Source organism: Limisphaera ngatamarikiensis, assembly GCF_011044775.1.
GTDB classification, from domain to species: Bacteria; Verrucomicrobiota; Verrucomicrobiia; order Limisphaerales; family Limisphaeraceae; genus Limisphaera; species Limisphaera ngatamarikiensis.
Genome location: NZ_JAAKYA010000053.1, coordinates 93,953 through 117,603 on the forward strand (window position 1 = coordinate 93,953; position 23,651 = coordinate 117,603).

General features: G+C 67.2%; 19 protein-coding genes. 14 read left to right on the forward strand and 5 right to left on the reverse strand.

The annotated features are described in order from the left end of the window. Nucleotides 1-143: 143 nt before the first annotated feature. Entirely contained in the window at nt 144-2,018 is a 1,875-nt protein-coding gene (locus G4L39_RS08310; protein ID WP_165107396.1) for an ABC transporter ATP-binding protein, read from the reverse strand. Between the two features lie 111 nt (nt 2,019-2,129). Then, nucleotides 2,130-3,131 carry an NAD-dependent epimerase/dehydratase family protein gene (locus G4L39_RS08315; RefSeq protein ID WP_165107398.1) on the reverse strand — a complete coding sequence of 334 codons (1,002 nt, stop codon included), beginning with the start codon at nt 3,129-3,131 and terminating at the stop codon, nt 2,130-2,132. A 588-nt stretch (nt 3,132-3,719) separates the two neighbouring features. Here G4L39_RS08315 and hemE point away from each other — a divergent pair. Together hemE and hemN are read left to right on the forward strand one after the other, a co-directional pair. Further along, complete coding sequence (gene hemE / locus G4L39_RS08320) at nt 3,720-4,775, forward strand: uroporphyrinogen decarboxylase (RefSeq protein WP_165107399.1); 1,056 nt, start codon at nt 3,720-3,722, stop codon at nt 4,773-4,775. Further along, nucleotides 4,772-6,151 (forward strand): oxygen-independent coproporphyrinogen III oxidase, encoded by a 1,380-nt coding sequence (gene hemN, locus G4L39_RS08325; protein ID WP_240893878.1) that lies wholly within the window; start codon nt 4,772-4,774, stop codon nt 6,149-6,151. Before hemE ends, hemN begins: the two co-directional genes overlap by 4 nt. Before the next feature lie 69 nt (nt 6,152-6,220). Here hemN and G4L39_RS08330 read toward each other — a convergent pair whose 3' ends face one another. From G4L39_RS08330 to G4L39_RS08340, 3 genes are all read right to left on the reverse strand, one after another. Next, nucleotides 6,221-8,320: a CAP domain-containing protein gene (locus G4L39_RS08330; RefSeq protein WP_165107401.1), complete on the reverse strand. Its 2,100-nt coding sequence runs from the start codon at nt 8,318-8,320 to the stop codon at nt 6,221-6,223. Between the two features lie 63 nt (nt 8,321-8,383). Beyond that, nucleotides 8,384-9,697: a Gfo/Idh/MocA family protein gene (locus G4L39_RS08335; protein WP_165107402.1), complete on the reverse strand. Its 1,314-nt coding sequence runs from the start codon at nt 9,695-9,697 to the stop codon at nt 8,384-8,386. Then, entirely contained in the window at nt 9,694-11,106 is a 1,413-nt protein-coding gene (locus G4L39_RS08340; RefSeq protein WP_165107404.1) for an MFS transporter, read from the reverse strand. Before G4L39_RS08340 ends, G4L39_RS08335 begins: the two co-directional genes overlap by 4 nt. A gap of 774 nt (nt 11,107-11,880) precedes the next feature. Between G4L39_RS08340 and G4L39_RS08345 the strand changes: the two genes are divergently transcribed. The 12 genes from G4L39_RS08345 to G4L39_RS08400 are packed head-to-tail and all read left to right on the forward strand — an operon-like array spanning nt 11,881 to nt 23,630. Beyond that, a complete protein-coding gene (locus tag G4L39_RS08345; protein ID WP_165107405.1) occupies nt 11,881-12,405 on the forward strand; it encodes a hypothetical protein in 525 nt (174 codons plus the stop codon). 54 nt (nt 12,406-12,459) lie between these two features. Next, nucleotides 12,460-14,211 carry a GspE/PulE family protein gene (locus G4L39_RS08350; protein ID WP_165107406.1) on the forward strand — a complete coding sequence of 584 codons (1,752 nt, stop codon included), beginning with the start codon at nt 12,460-12,462 and terminating at the stop codon, nt 14,209-14,211. A 10-nt stretch (nt 14,212-14,221) separates the two neighbouring features. Continuing rightward, a complete protein-coding gene (locus G4L39_RS08355) occupies nt 14,222-15,520 on the forward strand; it encodes a type II secretion system F family protein (protein ID WP_165107408.1) in 1,299 nt (432 codons plus the stop codon). A gap of 25 nt (nt 15,521-15,545) precedes the next feature. Continuing rightward, complete coding sequence (gspG, locus tag G4L39_RS08360; protein WP_205880878.1) at nt 15,546-16,007, forward strand: type II secretion system major pseudopilin GspG; 462 nt, start codon at nt 15,546-15,548, stop codon at nt 16,005-16,007. A gap of 8 nt (nt 16,008-16,015) precedes the next feature. Then, nucleotides 16,016-16,657, forward strand: a complete 642-nt coding sequence (locus tag G4L39_RS08365) for a pilus assembly FimT family protein (RefSeq protein WP_165107409.1) — start codon at nt 16,016-16,018, stop codon at nt 16,655-16,657. Further along, nucleotides 16,632-17,030: a type II secretion system protein gene (locus tag G4L39_RS08370; RefSeq protein WP_165107411.1), complete on the forward strand. Its 399-nt coding sequence runs from the start codon at nt 16,632-16,634 to the stop codon at nt 17,028-17,030. The genes G4L39_RS08365 and G4L39_RS08370 overlap by 26 nt, the downstream gene beginning before the upstream one ends. Further along, nucleotides 17,027-17,791, forward strand: coding sequence for a type II secretion system protein GspJ (locus G4L39_RS08375; RefSeq protein ID WP_165107412.1), 765 nt, complete (start codon nt 17,027-17,029; stop codon nt 17,789-17,791). Before G4L39_RS08370 ends, G4L39_RS08375 begins: the two co-directional genes overlap by 4 nt. After that, nucleotides 17,788-19,203, forward strand: coding sequence for a type II secretion system minor pseudopilin (locus G4L39_RS08380; RefSeq protein ID WP_165107414.1), 1,416 nt, complete (start codon nt 17,788-17,790; stop codon nt 19,201-19,203). The genes G4L39_RS08375 and G4L39_RS08380 overlap by 4 nt, the downstream gene beginning before the upstream one ends. Beyond that, nucleotides 19,200-20,699: a type IV pilus biogenesis protein PilM gene (locus tag G4L39_RS08385; protein ID WP_165107415.1), complete on the forward strand. Its 1,500-nt coding sequence runs from the start codon at nt 19,200-19,202 to the stop codon at nt 20,697-20,699. The genes G4L39_RS08380 and G4L39_RS08385 overlap by 4 nt, the downstream gene beginning before the upstream one ends. Beyond that, the gene (locus tag G4L39_RS08390) at nt 20,696-21,241 is read left to right on the forward strand and encodes a GspMb/PilO family protein (protein ID WP_165107417.1); all 546 of its coding nucleotides are present in this window, start codon (nt 20,696-20,698) and stop codon (nt 21,239-21,241) included. The genes G4L39_RS08385 and G4L39_RS08390 overlap by 4 nt, the downstream gene beginning before the upstream one ends. Continuing rightward, nucleotides 21,238-22,014 (forward strand): hypothetical protein, encoded by a 777-nt coding sequence (locus G4L39_RS08395; RefSeq protein WP_165107419.1) that lies wholly within the window; start codon nt 21,238-21,240, stop codon nt 22,012-22,014. Before G4L39_RS08390 ends, G4L39_RS08395 begins: the two co-directional genes overlap by 4 nt. Then, nucleotides 22,011-23,630, forward strand: coding sequence for a secretin N-terminal domain-containing protein (locus tag G4L39_RS08400; RefSeq protein ID WP_165107421.1), 1,620 nt, complete (start codon nt 22,011-22,013; stop codon nt 23,628-23,630). The genes G4L39_RS08395 and G4L39_RS08400 overlap by 4 nt, the downstream gene beginning before the upstream one ends. Nucleotides 23,631-23,651 lie beyond the last annotated feature (21 nt).

Below are 23,651 nucleotides of genomic sequence, written 5' to 3' on the forward strand. Positions count from 1 at the left end.
TTGCCGGCCGCGAGCCTACGGTGACCCGCCGGCACCCGTCAACCGGCCCGCCCGAAACTGTCCGACCACACCTCCAGAAATGCCCGGAGACCGGAGATACTGTGGGAGAAACCTGCATGGGATGGCCGGGGGTGGTTCCGGTCTCATCCCGGGCGCTGCAACTCCAGCAGGCGGCGGTACACCGGATGCGTCTCGGCGAGGACCTCGGGTGGGCCGTCCCCGGTGATCCGGCCCTCCTCGAACACCAGCACGCGCCGCGCCAGACTGATGGAGCTGAACCGGTGGGCGATCAGAATGGTGGTCCGACCGCGGATCAGCTCCCGCAGGGCGGCCTGAACCCGTGCCTCGCTTTCGGAATCCAGCGCGCTGGTGGCCTCGTCCAGAATCAGGATGGGTGCGTCCTTCAAAAAGGCCCGGGCAATGGCAATGCGCTGGCGCTGCCCGCCCGACAAGGCCGTGCCCTGTTCGCCCACCACGGTCTCGTACCCCCGGGGCAGGGCCTCAATGAACTCTGCCGCTCCGGCCCGGCGCGCCGCCTCCCGCACCGCCGCGTCATCGGCATCCGGCCGACCCAACCGGATGTTTTCGGCGATGGTCGTGTTGAAGAGCATCGGCATCTGCGGCACAAACGCGATCCGGTCCCGCCAGGCGCGCTTGTCCAACTCGCGCAGGTCAGTGCCCCCGTAGGTGACCCGGCCCTCCGTAGGATCAAAAAACCGGGGGATGAGCAGGGCAAAAGTGCTCTTGCCCGCACCGCTGGGCCCCACCAACGCCACGGTCTCGCCCGGCTCGATGCAAACGGTAATCCCGTTCAGGGCAGGTGCGGCCCCGGATTCGCTCCGGTTCGGATACAGGAACCGCACCTGCTCGAACCGGATCGGCGCGTTGCCGGGTGGCAACGGCCGGGGAGTGACCGGGTTCGGCATGGTATCCCGGGCTGTCAGGATCTCTTCCAGCCGTTCCAGCGAGGCCTGTCGGGATTTCAGGGCGGCCTGCAGGCCGCTGAGTTTCTTCACCGGGTCGTAGGCCAGGTAAAGCGCCAGGGCCAGCGAACTGAACGTGGCGAAATCAATCCCGCTGCGCACCCCCAGATACAGCGCCACCATCAATCCGCACGTGGCAATGAACTCGACCGACGGCCCCAACATCGCCTCGTACTTCACCGTCTTGAGGGACAGGCGCAGGATCTCGTGCAATCGCGCGGCAAACCGCCGGCACTGCAACTCCTGCAGGTTGTAGGACTGGATTTCAACGGGCGATTGCAACGCCTCGGTCACCACGGCGGCCAGTTCGCCGCTCTGCCGGGCCACCGCCCGTGCCCGGCGCAACAACCGCCGCGTCATCAGCCGCAAGGGCACCACACACAGCGGAATGGTCACCATCGCCACCAGGGTGAACAGGGCGCTTCGTTCCGTGGCAGACACCCAAACCAGGTATCCCAGCGCCGCCACCAACAGCAACGGCTGTTTGATGGCGTCGTTGCTCACCAGCAGGATGAGCGAGCGCAGCTGTTCGGCGTCGTTCACCAGCCGGCTGGTCAAATCCCCCGTCCGGTGCTGCTGGTAAAAGGCCAGCGGCAGCGACTGCAGCTTTTCAAAGGCCGCCCGGCGCAGGTTCTCCAAAAACACAAAGCCCGCCAGGTTGATCCAGTACCGGTTCAAAAACGCGCAGAGCCCGCGCAACAGGAACACCACCGGCATGCCCCAACAGGCCAGCAACAGGAGCCGGTCCTGGTAGTGCTCCCCGAAAAGACGACGCCCGGCCGCCACCACCCACGGGGACGCCTCCTGTTCGCGCCCGAAAAAGATGGGCAGCACCGTTTTCAACATCACCGGCAGGCCCACCCCGCTCAGCGCGGCAAAACCCACCCCGGCCAGCAAACCCGCCACCAGGTAGGGCCACGACGGTCGGACCAGCGGCCACCACCGCCGCAGCCGGGAATCCGTGTCCGCCAACCCCCACCGGGGGCCGGCGGCCATGAGGGTGCCCTCGCGCGTCCTTTGCTCGTGCGTTCCCATCCCAAAGCGAACGGCAGACTACGCAGGACCGTGAACCGCAGCCAGCGCGTTGTGGACCGGGGCTGCAGCCGGGGATCCGATGCCCCCGGCCCGGCACGCCCGGCCTCCGGATCACGTGGACCGGCCCGCCCGCGCCTGCCAGGCTTGCAACACCGTGTCCATGACCCGGTCCACGGGCGAGGTGTCGAGCCGCTGCGCTTCCGGATGCGCGCGCAACCAGGCCACCGCCCGGCGGATCCCCTCCCGGAACGGCACCGAACAGCGAAACTCGGGGACGAATCGGCGCAGTTTCGAGTTGTCAAACACGGCCGGATGCGCCTTGTCGCCCTTCAGGGGACCCGTCATTTCGGGACACACCGTGCAAATGAAATCGGTGGGCACCGGGACGATGACCGGCTCCACGCCCACGGCCGCGCCGATTTCGCGGTAGATCTGCGTCCACGGGAGCGCCTCGTCGCTGGTGATGTGAAAGTCCTCGCCCAACACGTCGTCACGGCCGATCAACCCCGCCAGTCCGGCGGCGAAATCGCCGGCCCAGGTGAGCGTCCACGGCGTATCGCCCCGGTCCGGCACCCACACCGCAGCGCCCCGTTCCAGCCGCGCCGCAAAGGCGTAGCCGGCGCTGGAGACGGGGTTGGGTATCCAACGCTCCGAATACGTGTGCGAGGGCCGGACAATGGTCACCGGAAAACGTTCGGTTTGCCATCGCGCCAGCAGCCACTGCTCGCACGCCAGCTTCTTCTGCGCATACTCCCAGAACGGGTTGCCCCGCGGACAATCCTCGCGAATGGGCAGTTGCGGCGGCGGTTTCGCGTACACCGTGGCCGAGCTGATGAAGACGTATTGCCGCACCCGGCCGGCAAACAGGCCGTGGTCCACCTCCACATCGGGCACGTCGTACCCGATGAAGTTGACCACGACGTCCACCGCCCGGCCCTCCAACGCCCTGCGCATCGACTCCGGGTCGTGCCGATCCGCCCGGACCGCCTCAAAACCCGGCGGCAGGGGCGAGCGACCGCGCGTCAGCAGCAACACCTCATGCCCGCGCCGTTGCAGTTCAACCGCGCAGGCCGCGGAAAGGTTGCCCGTGCCTCCCAGCAGCAGAACTCGCATGCCTTTCACACTGCGCCACGGCCGGCGGGATCACAACGCCAAACCCTGCACTGAACCGTCCCGGCAACCGGGGCAGGCGGCCGGCAGCCCGGCCTGCAACGGTGCGGTGCATCGGTCGCCGCCACGCTCTCCGGGGGACGACCGTGAATCCGGCCCGGGCGCAAACACGCCGCAGTTTGGCCAGCACTTCGCGTTTGGTTTGTGCGCTCCTTTTGGCGTCTTTGGCGGGCAACACGGGCTTTTGGCGCAACGACCCGTTTCGGCAAACGACTCCTCCCCGCCCGGGTAACTTCTTTTCGGCTCAAATCGCCTTTCCGTGGCTCTCTCTGCCCGACCTCCGGCCTTCTGTCTCTCCGGAGTTCGTTTTCTCCGTCTCTTGGTGGTGAATGCGACGGGCCCGGAGGACCGTGCCCCATCCGCGGTGTGCAAGATCGCAGCACTCCTTGCGAGACCCGAGAGGGCGGTGGGGACAGCGTTCCCGCGGCCCGAAAAGGTGGCACGCGTAGAGGTACGGGGCTCGCGCCTCGAGTTGCCGGCTCTGGTCTTGCCGGGGGCGGGGGGGCGGGCCCAAGCTGGGCCCCTGCGATCATGACCGGACGAGAACGTTTTCTGGCAGCCTGCCGGTGCCGGACGGTGGATCGGCCGCCGATCTGGTTGATGCGGCAGGCGGGGCGGGCACTGCCCGAATACCGCGCCCTGCGGCAGCGATATTCGTTTCTGGACCTGGTCCGCACACCCGAACTGGCGGCGGAGGTGACCCTCCAGCCGGTGCGACGGTTCGGGTTCGATGCGGCCATCCTGTTCAGTGACATCCTGGTGGCCAACGAGGGGCTGGGCCAGGGCTACCGCTTTCGGGACGAGGGCGGCATTGCCATGGACTTCGCAGTGAAGAGCGCCCGGGACCTGGAACGGCTGGAGGTGGCACGGGTGCGGGAGCGTCTGGCGTATCTGCCGGCTGCGGTGCGGTGCGTGCGCGAAGGGCTGGGGGATCAGACCGCGTTGCTGGGTTTCGCAGGTGCGCCGTGGACACTGGCCAACTTTGCCCTCGAGGGCGGCAGCGCGGAGGTGTGGGAACGGGCAAAGCGGTTGTGGTTCGAGGAGCCCGCGTTGTATGAGGCGTTGCTGGAGCGGCTGACCCGGGCGGTGACGGAGGTTTTGCGGATGCAGATCGAGGCCGGCGTGGATGCGGTGCAGGTGTTTGACAGTCTGGCGGGCGAGTTGCCGGCGGGCACTTATGCGGAGGCGGGTCTGCCCTGGTTGCAGGAGGTGGTCCGCTCGGTGGCCGGTCGCGTGCCGGTGATTGTGTTTGCGCGGGGGTACCATGGGGATTGGTCGCGCCTGATCGGGCCGGGCGTCTCGGTGGTGGGTGTGGACTGGCAGGTGGAACTGCCGGAGGTGGCGGCGCGGCTGCCGGCGGCGGTGGGTGTGCAGGGCAACCTCGATCCGTTTCTTTTGACCCTCGGCCCGGCGGTGGTGCGGTCCGAGGCAGGCCGGCTGCTGGGCGTCATGGGCGGCCGACCGGGCTGGATTTTCAATCTGGGTCATGGTGTGCCGCCGGCGGCCCGACTGGATTCGATGGAGGCGCTGGTTCAAACCGTGCGGGAGTTTGCAGGGACGGTTTCCGCCGATAGATTGAGTTCATGACGATGTTGTCCGTGGACCTGGACCTGGTGCGCAAATACAACGTGCCGGGCCCGCGCTACACCTCCTTCCCGCCGGCGAACCATTTTCGGGAGGGGATCCCGTGGTCGGAGGTGGAGGCGCGCATTCGCGAGAACAACCGGACCGAGCGGGACCTCTCGCTGTATTTCCACATCCCGTTTTGCGAGACGCTGTGCTGGTTTTGCGGGTGCACCACGGTGATCACCCTGAACCACGACAAGGGTCGCCGTTACGTGGAGACGCTGGGCAGGGAGGTGGCGCACATGGCGTCCCTGCTGAATCCGCGGCGTCCGGTGGTGCAGCTCCACTGGGGCGGGGGCTCGCCCACGTTTTTGCGGCCGGAGGAGATCCGGCGTCTGGGGGAAATCATCCATCGGCATTTCAGGCTCGCGCCGGACGTGGAGGCGGGCGTGGAGATTGATCCGCGGCGGTTGACACGGGATCACCTGGTGGCGTTGCGGGAGGTGGGATTCAACCGGGCCTCCATGGGCGTGCAGGATTTTGATCCGCAGGTCCAGCAGGCGGTGCACCGGATCCAGCCCCGGGAACTGACCGAGCGGGTGCTGCAATGGTGCCGCGAACTGGGGTTTCAGTCGGTGAACCTCGACCTGATTTACGGCCTGCCGCATCAGACGGTCGAGTCGTTCAATCGGACCCTGGACATTGTGCTGGAGCTGAAGCCGGACCGGTTGGCGGTGTTCAGTTACGCTCATGTGCCGTGGATCAAGCCGGCGCAGCGCATCCTGGAGAAGCAACGATTTCTGCCCGCGCCCGAAACGAAGCTTCAGTTGCTGAAACTGGTGATCGAGCGGCTGACCCGGGACGGCGGGTACGTGTACATCGGCATGGACCATTTTGCGTTGCCGGACGATGAACTGGCGGTGGCCCAGCGTCAGCGGCGGTTGCAGCGCAATTTCCAGGGCTACAGCACCCGGGCCGGGGCCGACATCTATGCCTTCGGCATGTCCAGCATCTCGCAGACGCCGGACATGTACTGGCAGAACCTCAAGGATCTGCCGGCTTATGAACAGGCGGTGGAGTCGGGGCGTGCACCGTTGTATCGGGCCTATTTTCTCACCGAGGAGGACCGGCTCCGGCGCGAGACCATCATGCGGGTGATGTGTGATCTGGGGCTGGACTTTGCCGAGATGTCGGCGCGGTTGGGCGTGGATTTCGAGCGCCACTTTGCAGCCGAGCTGGCGGCGCTGGCGCCGTTGGAGGCGGACGGGCTGATTCGCCGCCGACCGGGCGGGCTGGAGGTGACCGACATCGGGCGGCTGTTCATCCGGAACATTGCGATGTGCTTCGACAACACCCTGCCGCCGCCGGAGCAACGGCGGCATTCCCGCACGGTGTAGTGTCCGATCCTGCCCGTCGGGCCGGAACCGCACCGGCCCCGGGGCATGCCGGCCCCGTCGGGGGCAGCCTCAGTTGACCGAGATTCGATAGAACCCCTGCGCAGCCGGGGCAGGGGTGGTCACCCGCCACACCGTGTTACCGGAGATGCTTTCGAACCGGGCGGAGGTGTCCTCGGCCCACGGCCCGGTGGGTTGGGCGGCGCGCCAAAGTCGCAACACCATGCCGGTTGGCGGGGCGGTGACTTCGAACCGGGCAATCAATTCGCTGCCGTTCCACGTGACGGGTCCGGTGAAACGCACCGTGGGCGGGGTGACGGCCTGGACCTGGATCTCGCGCACCGGTCCCCAGGGCAGGTATCGCCCCGGCAACTGCGCGCGCACCCGCATCAAAACGGATCCGGGCACCAGCGGATGGAAAGCGAACTGCACGGTGGGGCCCGAATCGGTCAGGTTGGTGGAGACGATGCGGGCCGCGCCTTCGACGCGGATGTCGTCCAGCAGCCAGCCGACGTCGGGCGAGGTCTGGTAGTAGTAGCTGCCGCCGGTGAAGTCGTAAACGAACCGCAGCAGTGCGCTTTTGCCGGCATGCACGCCCAGCGGGACGGTCTGGGTGGTGTAGGAGGACTGACCGCTGGTCCCGGTGCCGGCGCGGGTCCAGAGATCGGTCCAACTGCCGCCGTCGTCGGTGCTGATCTGGAGACGGGCCACCTGATTCGACGTGGCCCAGCCCAGGCGCGTGGCGAACCGGACCTGCGCATTGGATCGGATCCAGAAGGTCGGTTGGAGCTGGAGGATCTGGGGCGCGGCGGTGGGGTGGGCCAGGTGAAAGGCATAGGTACCGGAGGCGGCGACGCCGCTGATGCGCGTGTTGTATCCCTCCGAAACGGCGAGCGTGATCTGGGGCTGGTCGCTCTCGCCGCCCTCAAAAAACGGGTCGTTGAGCAACTGGCTGGTCTGCCACTGGTAATTGGTGGCCGCGACCACGGCGTTGCAGGTGTAGAGGTTGTTGTTGGTGAGGGCGGCGGGGTCCGGACCGACCGGGTATGGGGGCGTGTAGGCGGGGCGCAGGTCCAGTTTCACATTGGCCCGGTTGGCGACGGTGACGTTGGTGGCGTGGTACAGTCCCGGCGCGACAAAGGTGACCGTGTAGGAGCCGTCGCCCGGCACGGGCACGGCGTAACCGCCGGAAATGGCGGTCAGCCCGTACCAGGCATTGCCGGTGACGATCACCTCGACGCCACCGATGCCCTCGCCCGGGTCGTAAAACGCATTGTTGTTGAGGTCAAAGTGGACGACGCCGGTGATGAACGGGCTGGCGACCGAACGGGTGGCGAAATCCTGCGTGACGATTTGCGGTCCGACGCCGGGTCGGTTGGTGTTGACCACGCCGATGCCCGCCTCCCGAAAGCCCGCGTGGTGGATGTTGAGTCGGTGTCCGGGTGGATCCTGCATGCCACCGGGCCCGTTGCCCCAGTCCACTTCAAAGGCCGCGTGCCCGTGGAAAACCGAGTCCGCGTAGGCGTACACGTTCTCGCCGTACATGCTCCATGAGTAGCCGGCTCGCGTGATGCGGTCGCCGGGCGAGGAACCGTCCGTTCCGGTGTGGCCCTGGAACTCGTTCAGGGCCATGTCGAGGCTGTGTTCTCGTGCGGCCTGGAGGAGGGCGGCGCTCATGGCCAGGGGCGGCACCGGTGGAAGGGCGGCAATGGCACTCTGCATTTGGGCCAGGTCCACCTGAAACCATGAGTAGGCCGAGAGCACCCGGGGGTCAGTGGTGGTGGCCAGCCGCACCGCCTCCCCGGCGGGATCGAGCCGCGCACGGTTGATGAACTCCAGATAAAGCTGCTCCTCGTCGGTGGGTTGGCCGATGGACCAGAGCGATGCGCCGGGGGGCGGATTGTTTTGGGCGCGGGGGACGGAAGGGGCGGTTGCGTACTGGATCGGCGGCGCGGGTGGCGGCGCCTGGGGAAGCGGAGGTTGGGCGTGGAGGCGGCCGAGCCCGCAAACCGCGCAGGCGGTCAGGGTGAGCCGGACCAGGCCGGGCGCCCGACTCGGCGTCGGACCGGGGAAGGAGGCCCCGGCCTGACGGTCGGAGAGGACGCGCGATGCTGCGCCTGTAGAAGGTCCCGGAGACCCCGGCGGGCGCGTCAGTGCGGAATGGGCCGTCATGACCCGAGCATAATTCGCGGGCGCTCGAGGTGCAAACGTTGCAGCCGGGCGGAACGCGAGTGGTTAATCTTTCAAGCCGCGGAGGTCCACCTCCCACGCCTCGGCGGTTTTGAGCATTTCATCCCAGGTGACTTCGGCGCGCCGGTAGGCGGCGGTGCGGCCGAGAATGGCGGTGAGATTGCTGCGGACGCTGGGGGCCACGGTGGGGTTGCTGGCGTCGCCCTGCCGGATGGCCTGGTAGAATGTGGCGATGTTGTTCACGGCGCCCTCCGTGTACAAATTCCCCAGCTCGCCGCCGTTGTAGATGTCGTCCTCCGCCCGCACCATGACACGGCCGAAGTAGTGGGTGTCGGCGTAGCCCTTGAACCCGTAGACGCGGCACATGATGTCGTCGATGCCCGCCCCGACCTGTTTGGAGATGAAGTTGACGAGGAGATCCCCGGGGAAGCGGAACACGCAGGAGAAATGGTCCCAGCAATCGCCGAGGAAATCGCGTTTTCGGCCGCCGCTGCCCCAGACGCTCACCGGCGCCGCGTCGAGAAACCACGTGGCCACGTCGAGCGCATGGATGTTTTGTTCCACGATGACATCGCCGCTGAGCTTGCGGTCCACACCCCAGGCACGAAGCCGGACCTCGGGGTTGGCGGGGTCGGTGCGTAACAGCCGGTCCATATGCCGCCAGATGGGCCCGCAGAGGTAACTGGCCTCGCCGTTGATGAGCGGGCCGATCATCCCCTGTTGGACGCGACGCACGGCTTCCTGGTAGGCGGGATGCGCCCGGGTTTGAAAATCCACCAGAAAACAGAGTTTGCGTTCGGTGGCGCGGCGGGCGGCCTCCTGAACCTGCAGGCAACCGGGCACGTCCACGGCCACAGGTTTGGCCAGGAAAACGTGTTTGCCCGCCTCGACGCTGTCCCGGGCCTGTGCGGGGTGGAAATACGGCGGGGTCTCGATCACCACCGCGTCCACGGGCTGTTCCAGCAGGCGCAGGTAACCTTTCAGGCCGGTGAAGCGGGCTCCGGCGGGGACACCGAACTTCCGGCCCGCCTCGTCGGCACGGTCGGCAAAGTAGTCCGCCACCGCCGTGACGCGGTACCGGCCGTGTTTTTGGAAAAGGTCGGCGATCCATTGGCCGCGGTTGCCGCAACCGATGAGTCCGAGGGTGACGGTTTCCTGGGCGGCCGTGCCGCGGACCTGTTCGGGTTTGAGGAGAACGAGCCCTGCGGCGGCGGCGCCCGTGGCAAGGAAACGGCGCCGGGTCATGAAAGTGTGCCCCGTGTCGGGCGCTTCCGGGTTGGCGGGGCTTTCACTCCGGTTCGCGTGGCTTGCAGGGCGGACGCGGCCCGGATCCGGATGCGGATGAATGTGTCGGTTCATGGCTTGTTCGATTCTGCGGTGGCGCCCGGGCCGACCGTGCGGGTTGCGGCCGGGGTGGCACCCGGGCGCGGTGGAGCGAACTTGCCACGGGCCACGAGCATCAACAAGCCCCCAATCGCCCCGAACGGCGCCATGAAATAGAAGTAATTGCCCAGGCTCTGGTCCAGCAGCCGGCCCAGCAAAATGCCCGCCAGACTGCCACCGAAATATTGGAAGGAGTCAATCACCCCGAGGGCAAAGCCGGACATGCGCCGTCCGCCGATGTCCATCGGGGCGGCACTGCCCAGGATGGAGTGGGTGGAATTGGCTGTGAAGGAAATCAGCACCAGGAAAACAATCGCGGCCGTGACGCCATGAAACCGGGCCGCCAGGAGGATCAGCGCCGTCTCCGTGAAATACAGGATCGCAGCCACGGGCGCGCGCCGGCCCTTGAACAGCGTGTCGGACACGTAACCGGCCAGCAGCGAACCGACCGAGGCCATGAACGGGATGAGAAAGGCCAGGAACTGGAACTGGGCCGATCGCAGGTCCACCTGATACATGTCCTGCATGTAGCGGGGGAACCATTGATCCACGGCCTGGCGCACTGCGCCGGTGCAGGCGTAGGCGGCGGCGGTGATCCAGACGACCGGTTGCGTGGCGATGGTGCGCAGGACCTCGGCCACGCCGGCCCGGACGTCGCGGCCCGCGCCGGACCCCGGGTCCGCCTGTCCACCGGGACCCGTGTCGGGGATCAGGCCGGGATACCCTGCCTGTTCGGGCGTTTCCTTGACCCAAACCGCCACTCCCACGGCGACCAGTGCACAAATCACCGACGGCACCCAGAACAGCCAGCGCCAGTGCAGTGGCGGGATGTGCACCATGCCCAGCACGCTGAACCCGGCCAGCAGCGCCGGGCCCAACGTGAAGATGCCGAACCGTCCCAGGTTGATCATGAACCCGAAAATGCCCGAGAACCGACCCCGTTCGCGCCGGGCGAACCACGCGGTGTTGATTTTGACCATGCCGGGCGCGCCAAAGGACTGGAAGTAACCGTCCAGGGCCCGAATGGCCACAAAAAGCCCCAACATGCCGGCGAACGAGGCGGCACCGAACAGCAGGTTCATGGCAATGGTGCCCGCTGCCCCGATCAACATGGCGCGTTTGCCGCCCAGACGATCCGCCAGGGCACCGTTGACGATCAGCCCCAGCGCATAGGCCAGCAACGCCGCGCTGATGATGTGCCCCATCTGTTCGCGGGAAAACCCGAACTCCTGGCTGATCGACGGGTTGGCCAGGGACAGGTTGTAGCGGCACATGTAAAAGCTGGTGTACAGCAGCCCCAGCCAACCCCAGTTCCAACCCCGTCGCCGCCGAAAACCCGGGGGGTAGGACGGGCGCGTGGTTTCGTGAATATCGCCGTGGTTCATGGGTCCAGATCCGCCGCCGGTTCGCCACGCGGCGGCGCGCCAGCTAACCAGACGCCGCGGTTTTTCGTCAAAGCTTTTGACCGACCGCGGCCAACCAACCGACCGGACAAGGTTCTGCAGGGGCTGACTCGCGGACGACCCCGCGAATCCGCGTCCGGCTCTGGAGAACGCTTCCCGTGAACCGGGAAGCCGGGTGTGCCGTGGAAGGGACGAGTCTCCAGCCGGAGAGAGCGCGCTGCTGCGGCCCGGCGGTCGGAGGCAGCTCATCCAGGCCGGTTTGTCCGAGTGCGGGCCGGGATTCTCGGCTCCGGCCAGGGACGGTTACCGGCTCCTGCCCGGAAGGATCCTCGCAGGGGCTGGGGATCTTTCTTGCGGCGCGGGCGGGGGATCGCCGACGGTTGGTGAGTCGCGGCCCGCATCGGCGGTTGTCCGGGTGGGTCGGAGATTGGCAGGAGACAGCAGTGCGTTTCCACGGGTCGCAAAGTTGTGGGTCGGATGAGCCGGGACTTCGCCGGCTTTAACAGGTTGTGCGGGGCCGTGACCGTGCCCGGGGTGCGCAATCTTTGCGCAGCGGGAGGGGGGAGGTGTGCAACCGTTGCGCGCCCGGTGGGAGTGAAAGCCGGTTTTTTGGGCCCGCTGACAGCTGGCACGGAACCGGCTTTATGTCGGGGTGCAAGTCGCGGCCGACACCTCGGGGTGCCGGATACCGCGGATTTGACCGAACCAACCCGGGTGTGGGTTGTCAGAAAACCAGAACAGAGCGGTGTGAGGACCATGAAACGAATCGTGCGAATGATGATGGTGGCCGGCCTGGCGGCCGGTCTGTTGGGCGCGGCGGCCCCTGCAGTGGCGCAGGATCGTGGCCCCCGAAACTTCGATCCCGAACAGTTCCGTCAGCGGATGATGGAACGGGTGCGGGAGGAATTGGAGATCACCAACGACAGCGAGTGGCGGGCGATCGAGCCGCTGGTGAACAGGGTGTTTGAAGCGCGGCGGGACCTGATGGGCGGCCGGGGCTTTGTCGCCGGACCTCGCCGCGGTGGCGGTCCGGGCGGGCAGGGACAGCAGGGTGGCCCGGGTCGGGGTCCTGCCTTTGGCCAGCCCAGCCCCGAGCTGGAGGCCTTGAACAGGGCGATTGAATCAAAAGCGTCCGCGTCGGAGCTGAAAGCGGCCCTGGCCAGGTATCGAGAGGCGCGCAAGGCCAGGGAGGAAGCCCTGCGCAAGGCCCAGGAGGACCTGCGGAAGGTCTTGACCGTGCGTCAGGAGGCCATTGCCGTGGCCAACGGCTGGCTCGACTGACGCGTGAAGGTTCGGGTTGAAGCGACAACCTCCCCGGACGGATCGGCGGGACGCATGACGGCGGAGCCAACAGCATCGGCGGGAACCGGCCCGGTCGGTCACGAATTGCTGGACCGGATGCTGGCACGGCGGCAATTGTCGCTGGCCGACGCACGGACGTTGCTCCGGCAGATCGAGGCCGGGCAGGTCCCGCCGGTCCGTTCCGAGGAGGACGTGTTGCGGTGGCTGGCGCGGGAGTACGGCCTGGGCTATACCACGCTGGAGGAGGTGGAGGCGGACAAGGAGGTGTTGTCGCTGTTTCCGGCGCGGGTGTTGTTGCGGGAGGAGCTGCTGCCCTTGCGCCGGGTCAACGGATTTGTGGAAGTGGCCACCAGCCGGGTCCTGGCCACGCAGGCGCTGGACACGTTGCGGGTGATGACCGGCCTGCGTTTGCGGCCGGTGCTGGCCCCCACCGAAGCCATCCAGCGCGAGATGAAAAAGCGGCTGGGGGTGGGGGCCGACACCATTGACACGCTGGAGGAAGAGGCGCCGTTCCAGGTGGTGGAGGAGGAGGGTGAGGAGGAGACCAACCTGGACGTTGCGGCCGAGGACGCCTCGATCATCCGGTTCGTCAACCAGGTGCTCCGCGATGCCATCGAGCTGCGGGCGTCCGACGTGCACCTGGAACCGTTCGAGGACGAATTCCGGATCCGGTACCGGATCGACGGTGTGCTGCAGGAGATTCCCGTACCGGCACAGGTCAAACGCTTTCAACCGGCCATCGTGTCGCGCGTAAAAATCCTCAGCCACCTCAACATCGCGGAAAAGCGTCTCCCCCAGGACGGACGCATCAAGATCCGGGTGGACAACGCCGAGGTGGACATTCGCGTCTCGGTCATCCCCATGTTGCACGGGGAGGCCGTGGTGATGCGGCTGTTGCGGCAGAGCGCCACCCTGCGCGGCATGGAGGAGTTGGGCATGGCCGAGCGTGAACTGCGCTGTTTCCGGCGCGTGCTCGGCCTGCCGCACGGGATCATTCTGGTGACGGGGCCGACCGGCAGCGGCAAAACCACCACCCTGTACACCGCCCTGCAGGAGATCAACGACACCTCGCGCAAGATCATCACCATCGAAGACCCGGTGGAATACCAGCTCAAGGGCGTCAACCAGATCCAGGTCTCCGAAAAGGCCGGACTGACCTTCGCCCGCGGGTTGCGCTCCATTCTGCGCCACGACCCGGACGTGATCCTGGTGGGGGAGATCCGGGATACCGAGACGGCCCAGATCGCCGTGCAGGCGTCGTTGACCGGGCACCTGGTGTTCTCCACGTTGCACACCAATGACGCGCCCGGGGCGGTCACCCGGCTGGTGGACATGGGGGTGGAACCCTACCTGGTGGCATCGTCGTTGGAGGCGGTGCTGGCGCAACGGTTGGTCCGTGTGCTCTGCCCGCACTGCAAACAACCGGACGATTCCGCCCCCACCCGCGCCTTCAAGGCACAACTGGGCTGGCCCGAAGACACCCTGGTGTACCGGGCCGTGGGTTGCCGGGAATGCCGTCAAACCGGCTATTTCGGCCGACACGCCATCTTTGAATGGATGGACGCCACGCCGGAGATCCGGTCCATGGTGTTGAAACGGTGTTCGGCCGACGAGATTCGGGCGGCGGCGCGCAAGGCGGGCATGCGGACCCTGGCCGAGGACGGCTGGCGACTGGTGCGCATGGGGATCACCACTCCGGAAGAGGTACTGCGGGTGACCAAGGACCAGAGCCTGCTGGGCATCGACGAGACCGTGGCCGAGCGCCTGGGCGCCGCCGCCCCGTGACACCGGACGCATGGCACGATTTCAGTACAAGGCGTTGCAGGCGGATGGCCGCGTGGTGGAGGGCGAACTGGAGGCCGGCGGTCGCCAGGAGGCCTTTCACCAGATCGAAAGCCGCGGATTGCGACCGATCCGCCTGGTCCAACAGACCGACGGGACCAACGGCAGGGCGCAGCTCCGCTCGAAGGGCAACGGTCACAGCCGACCCGAACCGGCAGCGGCCGCGTCCGCCGCCCGGCCCGCCTCATGGCGGCTGCCCTGGAGCCGGTCGCGCAAGGTGAGCGCCCGCGCGCTCGAGAATTTCACCCGGTTGTTGTCGAGTCTGCTGGCCGCCGGCGTGCCGTTGAGCCGGGCCCTGGTGATCCTCCAGAAGGAAACGGCGCACCCGGCCGCACGCGAGAAATGGAAGGAGATCCACGACCGCGTGGTGGACGGCATGTCTCTGGCCGATGCCATGGCCCAACTGCCCGACGTGTTCCCGCGCGTGTACGTGGCCATGGTCGAGGCGGGTGAAACGGGCGGGTTTCTCGACCTGGTCCTGGCCCAGATTGCAGACTTCCAGTCCCGCGAAAAGGAAATGCGGGCCCGGTTGATGTCGGCCCTGCTGTATCCGGCGATCCTGTTGCTGCTGGCCCTGGGCGTGCTGGTGTTTCTGCTGGTGTATTTCATTCCCAGGTTCACCACCTTGTTTGCAGGGTTTGGCGGGCAGTTGCCGGCACTGACGCGGGCGATCGTGGCCGTCAGCGATGTCGTGCGCTCCTACGGTGTGCTGGTGCTGGGCGTGGGGGTGGTCACGGGCGTAATGCTGCGGCAGTGGCTGGTGTCGCCGGCGGGACGGCGGATGTGGGAGGGGTTCATTCTGAAGGTACCCGTGCTGGGCCGGCTGGTGGCCCAGTACGCCATGGCACGGTTTTGCCGGATGCTGGGCACGTTGCTGGCGGCGGGCGTGCCGTTGATTCAGGGGCTGCAGGTGGCGCGGCGATCCCTGGGCAACCAGATCCTGGTGGATGCGGTGGCGGGTTCCATCGACCGGGTCAAAGAGGGTCAGGGTCTGGGCAACAGCCTCCGGGATTGTCCCATGCTGTTCCCCGGGTCGGTCCTGGAGATGATCACCGTGGCCGAGGAGAGCGGCCGGTTGGATCAGGAACTGACACGGATTGCGAATACGACCGAGGCGGATCTGGACCGGCAACTGAAGCTGGCGGTTTCCATGGCCGAACCGCTGATGCTGTTCTTCATCGCCGGTTTCATCGGAATCATTTTCATCGGGATGGTCCTGCCCATCTTCAGCCTGCAGGACTACATCCGGTGAACGGATGGCACGGAGTTGAGAAACCATGAAAACGAAACGGATGGAAACGCGCGCGGTCCGGTCGGTCCGGGCCGGGTTCACCCTGGTGGAACTGCTGTTGGTGCTGGTGATTCTGGGCACCCTGGCGGCGATTGTGTTGCCGAAGTTTGCGGGTCGGACCGAGCAGGCCCGCATCACCGCCGCGCGCACGCAGCTGGCCACGTTCGCCACGGCCCTGGACGCATTCGAAGTGGACAACGGTTACTATCCCAAGGGCAGCGACGGGTTGAAAGACCTCATCATCCAGCCGCGCGATGCCCCCAACTGGAAGGGACCCTACCTCCGGGCCACCGAGATCCCGCTCGACCCGTGGGGCAACCCGTACATCTACGAATGCCCCGGCCGTCACAACCCCAGCGGTTATGACCTGATGTCCATGGGGCCCGACGGACGCGCCGGGACCGAGGACGACATCACCAACTGGGACACCGGCACCCAACGCCGGTGAACACACGGATGAGACCACGACCGCTCACATGTCGCATCCCCTCGCCACGACCCCGCAAACCAGGGCACGCCACCGGCCCGGTTGCCGCGGGCGGCTTCACCCTGATCGAGCTGATCCTGGTCATGGCGGTGTTGGCGACCGTGCTGGCGGTGGCGGTGCCCTCGCTCTCCCGGTTTTTCCAGGGCCGCAAGGTGGAGGAGGAGGCCCTGCGGTTTCTGGCGCTGACACGATACGCGCAGAGCCGTGCGGTGGCCGAGGGCACACCCATGGTGCTGTGGCTCGACACCGAATCGCGTCGCTACGGTCTGCGGGCGGAATGGACCTGGGAGGAAACCGACCCGCGCGCGGTCGAGTACGAATTGGACCCGAGCGTCCGGGTGGAGGTGGAGTCAACCGCGCGGCCGCAGGGACCTTCGGACAGCCGGGCGGCCGCCTGGGTGCAGGTGTTCCGGGGCCTCGAAGGTCAAACGCAACCGAACCGCTACGTGCTGCGGTTCACCCCGGACGGACTGCCGGGCCCCACAAGCCCCGAACGCATCCGGTTCATCCAGGAGACCGAAACTAGCGAGACCGTGGCCGTGATTCGGCGGGATCGCAACCGATTGGCTTACGAGTTGGAGACGTATGAAGTTCCGGGCACCCAACGGTGAGCGCACCCGCAGGCCGCACGCCGGTTTCACGCTGGCCGAGGTGCTGGCCGCGCTGGTGTTCATGGCCATCGTGATCCCGGTGGCCGTGGAAGGGCTGCAGGTCGCCACCCGGGCGGCTCAAATGGGAGTGCGCCGGGCCGCGGCCGCGCGTGTGGGGGAGCGGGTGCTCAACGAACTGGTGGCCACGGGCCAATGGCGGCGCGGTTCCCAGAGCGGGGAAGCCGCCGAGGGCACGGACGTGTACCGCTGGGACGCCCGGGTGGATTCGTGGCAGCAGGCGCCGTTGCGACTTTTGACCGTGCGCGTGGTGTTCCCCGTGCAGGGGGAGGAGTACGCGCTGTACCTCGCCACGCTCGTGGACGCAAGCCAATGAAGCCGACGCTCCCATGCAGGCAGCCCGACCACCGGCACCCCACGGCCGGCCGGCCCCGGAACGCGCAGGCCCGCGCGTTCACCCTGCTGGAGCTGCTCATTGCCGTGGCGGTGTTCGCCGTCGTGTTGCTGGCAATGCACGGGGTGTTTTACGGCGCCATCCAGTTGCGCAACCGAACCGCCGGCTCCGTGGACGCGGCCGGTCCCGTGGAATTCACCATGGCACGGCTGCGTCGTGATTTGCAGAACCTGGTGCCGCCCGGCGGGGTGTTCTTCGGACCGTTGCAAAGCGATCCGCAGGGTACCAACGCGAGTGTGGACCTGCTGGTGGGCTTGGGGGCGCGTCGGCTGAGCCCTGACTTCTACACCGCCAGCGGTATCGTGGACGCCTTCCAGCCCTGGGGCAACGTGCAAAAGGTGGCCTACGGCCTGATGAGCCCCACCAACCGGTCCCAGGGCATGGAACTGGTTCGGGCGGTCACCCGCAATCTCCTGGCCCCGAACCCGGAACCGCCGGAGCTGGAGTTTTTGATGGACCGCGTGGAGGACGTGCGCTTCGAGTTCTTCGACGGATCCCGGTGGGTCTCCACCTGGGACTCCACCGTGCAGCCGCAGGTGCTGCCCCTGGCCATCCGGGTCCGCATCGCACGGCTGCCGGAACCAACCACGCGGGTGGAACCCCAACCGCTGGAACTGGTGGTGCCGGTCTGGGTCCGACCGGTTACCAACAACGTCACCGCCACGGAGGGCCAGGGCGCATGAGCATCCGTGAGCCACGTGAACTCTGGCAGTCGCCACGGCGCGGATCGGTGCTGATCATCGTGCTGTGGGTGGCGTTCGGCCTGGTCGCGTTGGCGCTCTATTTTGCCGCCAGCATGGGCCTGGAATTGCGCGCCGCGGATCAGCGGGTGGCGGGGATCCAGGCCGAACTGGCGATTCAGGGGGCGATGCTGCACGTCAGCAACCTGCTGGCCCGGGTGGAGATGCCCGGGTGGCCCCCCGACCTGTTCCCCCAGGACTGCGAGGATGTCCCGGTGGGCGAGGCGCGGTTCTGGTTGCTGGGCCGGAGCGACGCAACCTACTGGGGCGATACGCCCGCCTTCGGCCTCGTGGACGAAGCCTCCAAATTGAACCTCAACACCGCCACCCGCGAAATGCTGGAGCGGCTCACCAATCTGGTACTCTACCCGGAGGTGGCCGCTGCCATCGTGGACTGGCGCGACTCCGACAGCGAACCGGAGGTCAACGGCGCCGAGGATCAGGTGTACCTCCGGTTGAACCCGCCCTACCGCTGCAAAAACGCCCCCTTCGAAACCGTGGAAGAATTGCGCATGGTCTACGGCGTCACCCTGGAGCTGTTGTACGGCGAGGACGCCAACCTGAACGGCATCCTGGATCCGAACGAGAATGACGGCGACACGACCCCCCCGCGCGACAACCGCGACGGACGGTTGCAACCCGGCCTCTGGGAATACGTCACGGTCTTCAGCCGCGAATCCGGCCTCAACCGAACCAACGTCAACGACACCCAGTCCCTGGCCCAGCTCCTCCAGAGCCAGTTCGGCGCCGAACGGGCCAACCAAATCCTCAGCCGCATCAGCCTCGGCCCCGGCCCGGGCGGACCGGCCGGACCCGGCGGCGGTGGTGCCCCGGTCCTCTTCACCAACCTCATGGAATTCTACGTGCGCAGCGGAATGACGGCCGAAGAGTTCGACCAGGTCTATCCCTGGCTGACCACCACCAACGGCGTCGTCGAAGGCCTGGTCAACGTCAACACCGCACCGGAACCGGTGCTGGCATGCATCCCGGGGATCGACACCGACGGCGCCGCGGCCCTGGTGGCCTACCGCCTCAGCCGCCAAAATCCGCGGGCGTCCCTGGCCTGGGTGGTCGAAGTGCTGGGACAGGAACGCGCCCTCCAGGCCGGCCCATGGTTGACCGCACGCAGCTCGGTCTACAGCGCCGACGTGGTCGCCCTGGGCCGTCAGGACCGCGGTTACCGGCGCGTGCGCATGGTCTTCGACGCCAACGACGGTGTCCCGGTGGTGCGGTTCCGACAGGACCTCACTCACCTGGGCTGGGCGTTGGGGACCCGAATCCGACAGGAGCTCGACCAAATGCGGGAAAGCCGGGCCCGCACCGACGCGGCGCGTTCGTGGGGAATCATGCCATGAAGACCACTTGGAACCGGTTTTGGACACGGTACGGGCGGGCGTGGCCCACCGATTGGGCCACTTGGTGGGAAGCCCGGCGCGGAACACCGCGCCGGCTGGTCGGCCTTTCGTTGGAAGGCGGTCAACTCGAGGCCGCCGTGGTCGAACGCACCAACGGTACCCTGGCCGTCACCCAGACCACACGCACGTCACTGGCCCTCGATCCCCTGACCGCCGAACCGGAACTGGTCGGCCGCGAACTACGGCAGCATCTGGACGCGGCCGGCATCCGCACCCGCTTGTGCGTGCTGGATCTGCCGCTGGAACACGTTCTGGCGCTGGCCCTGCCCCTGCCGGACCTTCCCCCGGAAGACCAGGAAAGCCTCATGTTGTTGGAGGCGGAACGAACCTTCCCCCACGCACTGGACGAATTGCGGGTGGCCACCGCACGGTTTCCCGTGACCGGAGGAGGCTGGCACGGGATGGTCCTGGCCATCAGCCGGGAACGCGCCGAACGGTACGAAGCCGCCCTGCAGGCGGCCCAGCTGCGACTGTGCAGCGTCGCGCCCGGCCTGTGCGCCCTCGACCCCGCGACCACCGACGCGGAATCGGGCTGGATCGCGCTCCGGCCGGTCGGCGACCGCATTCAAATGCAAATCTGCGCCGGTGGGGCCCTGCTGATTCTGCGCACGGTCGAGGGCGTGTTCGAATGGGAAGGCCCCACACGCACCCTGGTCACGGAGGAGCTCTGGCGCGAGATCCGGCTCAGTCTGAACCAACTCCCGCCCGAGCTCCAGACACGCGTGCAACGTCTGCGGGTATGGGGACGGACGGAAACCGCCACCGAACTGGCCGAAAAACTCGCGGGCTACCTCGGCCCGCGAGGATTTCAAGTCGACCAGGAGCGGTCCATGCCCCGGCAGCTCTGGGGCCTCCAGGTGCCGGAAGGCCTCACCCCCTCGGTCGCCGTCGCGCTGGCGGCCCGGACCCTGGCCGGGCAACCGGCCCTGTTTGAATTCCTCCCGCCGCGAACCACGGCCTGGCAACGGTTGCGCACCCGCCTGGCCTCCCGTCGGCTGGCCACGGCCGGGCTCGTCCTGGGCGGGTTGTTCGGTCTCATCGGCACCGCCTTCCTGGTCCAGCAGGTCCAGCTCTGGTACTGGGGCAGCCACTGGCAACGGATGGAAGCGCGCGTCCGCGAGCTGGAGACCATCCAGAGCCGCATCCGACAGTACCGCCCCTGGTTCGACGAATCGTTCCGCAGTCTCACCGTGCTCAAACGACTCACCGAGGCCTTCCCCGAAGAGGGGAGCGTCTCGGCCAAAACCGTGGAAATCCGGGACAACGGCCGCGTCGTGTGCACCGGCACGGCCCGGGATCAGGCCGCGCTGCTCCGGGCCCTGGACCGGTTGCGCGCCTTCCCCGAGGTCCGAAACGTCCAGGTCGAACAAATGCGGGGGAACGCCCCCATGCAATTCACCTTCAACCTGCAGTGGGGGGAGGGAACCGGATCATGAACCTCACGCAACGCCAGCAATACCTCGCCCTGGCTGCCGCAGCCGCGGTCGCTTTGCTCGTGGCCGACCGCTTCGTGATCACGCCATTGACCAGGGCGTGGAAGGAACGTTCGGAACGAATCGTTCAGTTGCGGGCGCGGGTGAACGAGGGCCGCCTGCTGCTGGACCGCGAGCCCGGATTGCGGGCGCGCTGGCAGAGCATGCTCACCAACCTCCTGCCGGCCGAGCCCTCCCAGGCCGAGGCACGCCTTTTGGGCGCCATTGAACGCTGGGCCGCGGTCAGCCAGGTCACCGTCACCTCCGTCCGCCCCCAATGGCGCCTGGGGGCAGGGGACTGGACCACACTGGAATGCCGCGTCGACGCAGCCGGTAGCCTCGCCGCCCTGACCCGCCTGCTGTACGAACTGGAACGCGATCCCCTGGCCGTGAAAGTGGACGTGTTGGAACTGACCGCCCGGGATGATACCGGCAGCCAACTGGCCATGGGTCTGCAGGTCAGTGCCCTGGTCTCCAACACCGTACAAAGAACCAATCCGCGATGAACGGGATCCATCCCAACCCCTTCGTCCCTGTGCCCGACATGAGCCCGGCCGGCCCCGCCGGGGCCGGCCCCGCACCTCGGGTGCGGCGCCGGATCCTTCAACTCGTGCTGGCGTTGGCCCTGCTCCACTGGGCCGTCGCATTGCCGGCCCAGCAACCAACCTCCCAGACCGGCACCAATACCGAGCCGGCCGCACCCCGCAACCAAACCCCCGCCACCGAGCCAACCCCGCCACCCGCAGGGAATGTCCCGGGCCGTTCCGGCCCCGCCGACCTGAGCGCCTTCCGCATCATTGTGGATCGTAACATCTTCAACGCCACCCGCTCCGGTGCCCGCCCGGCCCCGGTGCGGCCCGTGCGCCGGCCCGCCCGCGTCGATACCCTGGCCCTCGTCGGTGTGCTGGAAAACGGATCCGACCGCATCGCCTTCTTCGACGGATCCGACTCCGAATTCCGCCGCGCCGTCCGGCCCGGTCAACAGGTGGCCGGCCTCACCGTGCAGGAAATTCGCTTCGACAAGGTGTATCTTGTCCGGGAAGACCAGCGTTGGGAACTGCCCGTCGGCCGTGCCCTGCGTCGGGAGGAAGAAGGCCCATGGCAGGTGGCCGACGCGGTGGGCCTGCCGCTGGCAGCCGGCCCGGGCGGCGGGAACACGGATCGGTCCGGTCCAACTTTCAGTTCGGGTGCGGCATCCGCCGGATCATCCGGATCCGGCGGCCCTGCCGACGAAGTGTTGCGCCGATTGATGGAACGTCGAGCCAGAGAGGAACAATGAAAACGCTCATCCCCATCCTTGCAATGACTGCCGTGCTGCTGGCCGGCCCACTCCATGGCCAGCCGGTCACAACCACAAACACAACGGCGGCCCCGGTTCGACCGGAGACCCCAACGGTACCGGAGTCCCCTCCGGCCAACCCGCCCCCCGAAGCGGCACCGGCGGAAAGCACCAACGCCGCACCGCCGGCGGCCGGGGCGGCACAACCGCCCATGGAGGTCTCGCCACCGCCCACCCACGTGGTCGCCGAGGGCGAGCGCGGCCTGCGCCTGAACTTCCGCAACGCACCCTTGGAACTGGTGCTCAACTACCTGAGCGAAGCCGCCGGGTTCATCATCGTCCCCGAGGTGGACGTGAAGGGGCGCGTGGACGTCTGGAGCAACCAGCCCCTGACCAAGGACGAGGCCATTGACGTGCTCAATCGCGCCCTCGCCCGCAACGGCTACGCCGTGCTCCGCGACGGTCGAACCCTCACCGTGGTCACCCGCGAGGAGGCCCGAAAACGCGACATCCCGGTCCGACGCGGCTCCGACCCCGAAGCCATCCCCAAAGATGATCAGATCGTCACCCAGATCATCCCCATCCGCTTCATCAACGCGGTCCAGCTCAGCCGCGACCTCGCCCCGTTGATCCCGCAAACCGCCACCCTGGCCGCCAACGAGGGCGGCAACGCCCTCGTGGTCACCGACACCCAGGCCAACATTCGCCGCCTGGTCGAGATCATCAAAGCCCTCGACACCAGCGTCTCGGCGCTCTCCGTCGTGAAAGTCTTCGCCCTCCGCTACGCCGACGCCAAAACCGTGGCCAACGTCCTGCGCGAGGTGTTCGCCGATGACACCTCCACCGCCCGCGGATTGGACCCGCGCGCCCGTTTCTTCGCCTTCATGCGCGGCGGACGCGGCCCCGGCGGGGACGGCGAAGGCGGGGCCTCCAACGAAGGCCGACCCGGCGCCAGCCGCGTCGTCGCCACCGCCGATGAACGCAGCAACTCCCTCGTCGTCAGCGCACCCGAGGACCTCATGCCCACCATCGAACAACTCGTCGCCGCCGTGGACGTGGACGTGGAGGACCTCACCGAAATCCGGGTCTTCCCCCTGCGGCATTCCGACCCGCAGGAAATGGCCGATCTCATCACCAGTCTCTTCCCGGACGAGACCCGGCAGAACACCGGCACCGGCCAGCGGCGGTTCTTCGGCCCGGGTCCCTTCGGCGGTTTCGCCGGACCGGGCCTCCAGAGAAACAACGGCAACACCCCCAGTGAACGGGTCCTCAAACAAAGCCGGGTCATCGCGGTGGCCGACCTCCGCACCAGCTCCGTGGTGGTCACCGCCTCGCGCCAGTTGATGCCCCAAATCGCCGCCATGATCGAACAGCTCGACAGCAACCCGGCCCGCAAACAAAAGGTCTTCGTCTACGAACTGCGCAACGCCGAACCGACCCGCGCCCAGGAAGTGCTGCGCGAGCTCTTCGAAGGCCAGAACACCCGCCGCACCTCCACCACCCAGGACCGAACCGCCCTGGAGGCCCGCCAGGAGCAAATGATCAACCAACAAAACTTCAACCAGGGCTTCGGATTCCAGGGCAGCGGCGCCGTGCGCGGACAAGGAATTCGCTGAAACCGTCAATCTGAGGGAAAT

Coding starts and splice junctions, on each gene's coding strand:
- G4L39_RS08310 (WP_165107396.1), bottom strand. CDS start 2,018: ATGGGAACGCACGAGCAAAGGACGCGCGAGGGCACCCTCATGGCCGCC.
- G4L39_RS08315 (WP_165107398.1), bottom strand. CDS start 3,131: ATGCGAGTTCTGCTGCTGGGAGGCACGGGCAACCTTTCCGCGGCCTGC.
- hemE (WP_165107399.1), top strand. CDS start 3,720: ATGACCGGACGAGAACGTTTTCTGGCAGCCTGCCGGTGCCGGACGGTG.
- hemN (WP_240893878.1), top strand. CDS start 4,772: ATGACGATGTTGTCCGTGGACCTGGACCTGGTGCGCAAATACAACGTG.
- G4L39_RS08330 (WP_165107401.1), bottom strand. CDS start 8,320: ATGACGGCCCATTCCGCACTGACGCGCCCGCCGGGGTCTCCGGGACCT.
- G4L39_RS08335 (WP_165107402.1), bottom strand. CDS start 9,697: ATGAACCGACACATTCATCCGCATCCGGATCCGGGCCGCGTCCGCCCT.
- G4L39_RS08340 (WP_165107404.1), bottom strand. CDS start 11,106: ATGAACCACGGCGATATTCACGAAACCACGCGCCCGTCCTACCCCCCG.
- G4L39_RS08345 (WP_165107405.1), top strand. CDS start 11,881: ATGAAACGAATCGTGCGAATGATGATGGTGGCCGGCCTGGCGGCCGGT.
- G4L39_RS08350 (WP_165107406.1), top strand. CDS start 12,460: ATGACGGCGGAGCCAACAGCATCGGCGGGAACCGGCCCGGTCGGTCAC.
- G4L39_RS08355 (WP_165107408.1), top strand. CDS start 14,222: ATGGCACGATTTCAGTACAAGGCGTTGCAGGCGGATGGCCGCGTGGTG.
- gspG (WP_205880878.1), top strand. CDS start 15,546: ATGAAAACGAAACGGATGGAAACGCGCGCGGTCCGGTCGGTCCGGGCC.
- G4L39_RS08365 (WP_165107409.1), top strand. CDS start 16,016: ATGAGACCACGACCGCTCACATGTCGCATCCCCTCGCCACGACCCCGC.
- G4L39_RS08370 (WP_165107411.1), top strand. CDS start 16,632: ATGAAGTTCCGGGCACCCAACGGTGAGCGCACCCGCAGGCCGCACGCC.
- G4L39_RS08375 (WP_165107412.1), top strand. CDS start 17,027: ATGAAGCCGACGCTCCCATGCAGGCAGCCCGACCACCGGCACCCCACG.
- G4L39_RS08380 (WP_165107414.1), top strand. CDS start 17,788: ATGAGCATCCGTGAGCCACGTGAACTCTGGCAGTCGCCACGGCGCGGA.
- G4L39_RS08385 (WP_165107415.1), top strand. CDS start 19,200: ATGAAGACCACTTGGAACCGGTTTTGGACACGGTACGGGCGGGCGTGG.
- G4L39_RS08390 (WP_165107417.1), top strand. CDS start 20,696: ATGAACCTCACGCAACGCCAGCAATACCTCGCCCTGGCTGCCGCAGCC.
- G4L39_RS08395 (WP_165107419.1), top strand. CDS start 21,238: ATGAACGGGATCCATCCCAACCCCTTCGTCCCTGTGCCCGACATGAGC.
- G4L39_RS08400 (WP_165107421.1), top strand. CDS start 22,011: ATGAAAACGCTCATCCCCATCCTTGCAATGACTGCCGTGCTGCTGGCC.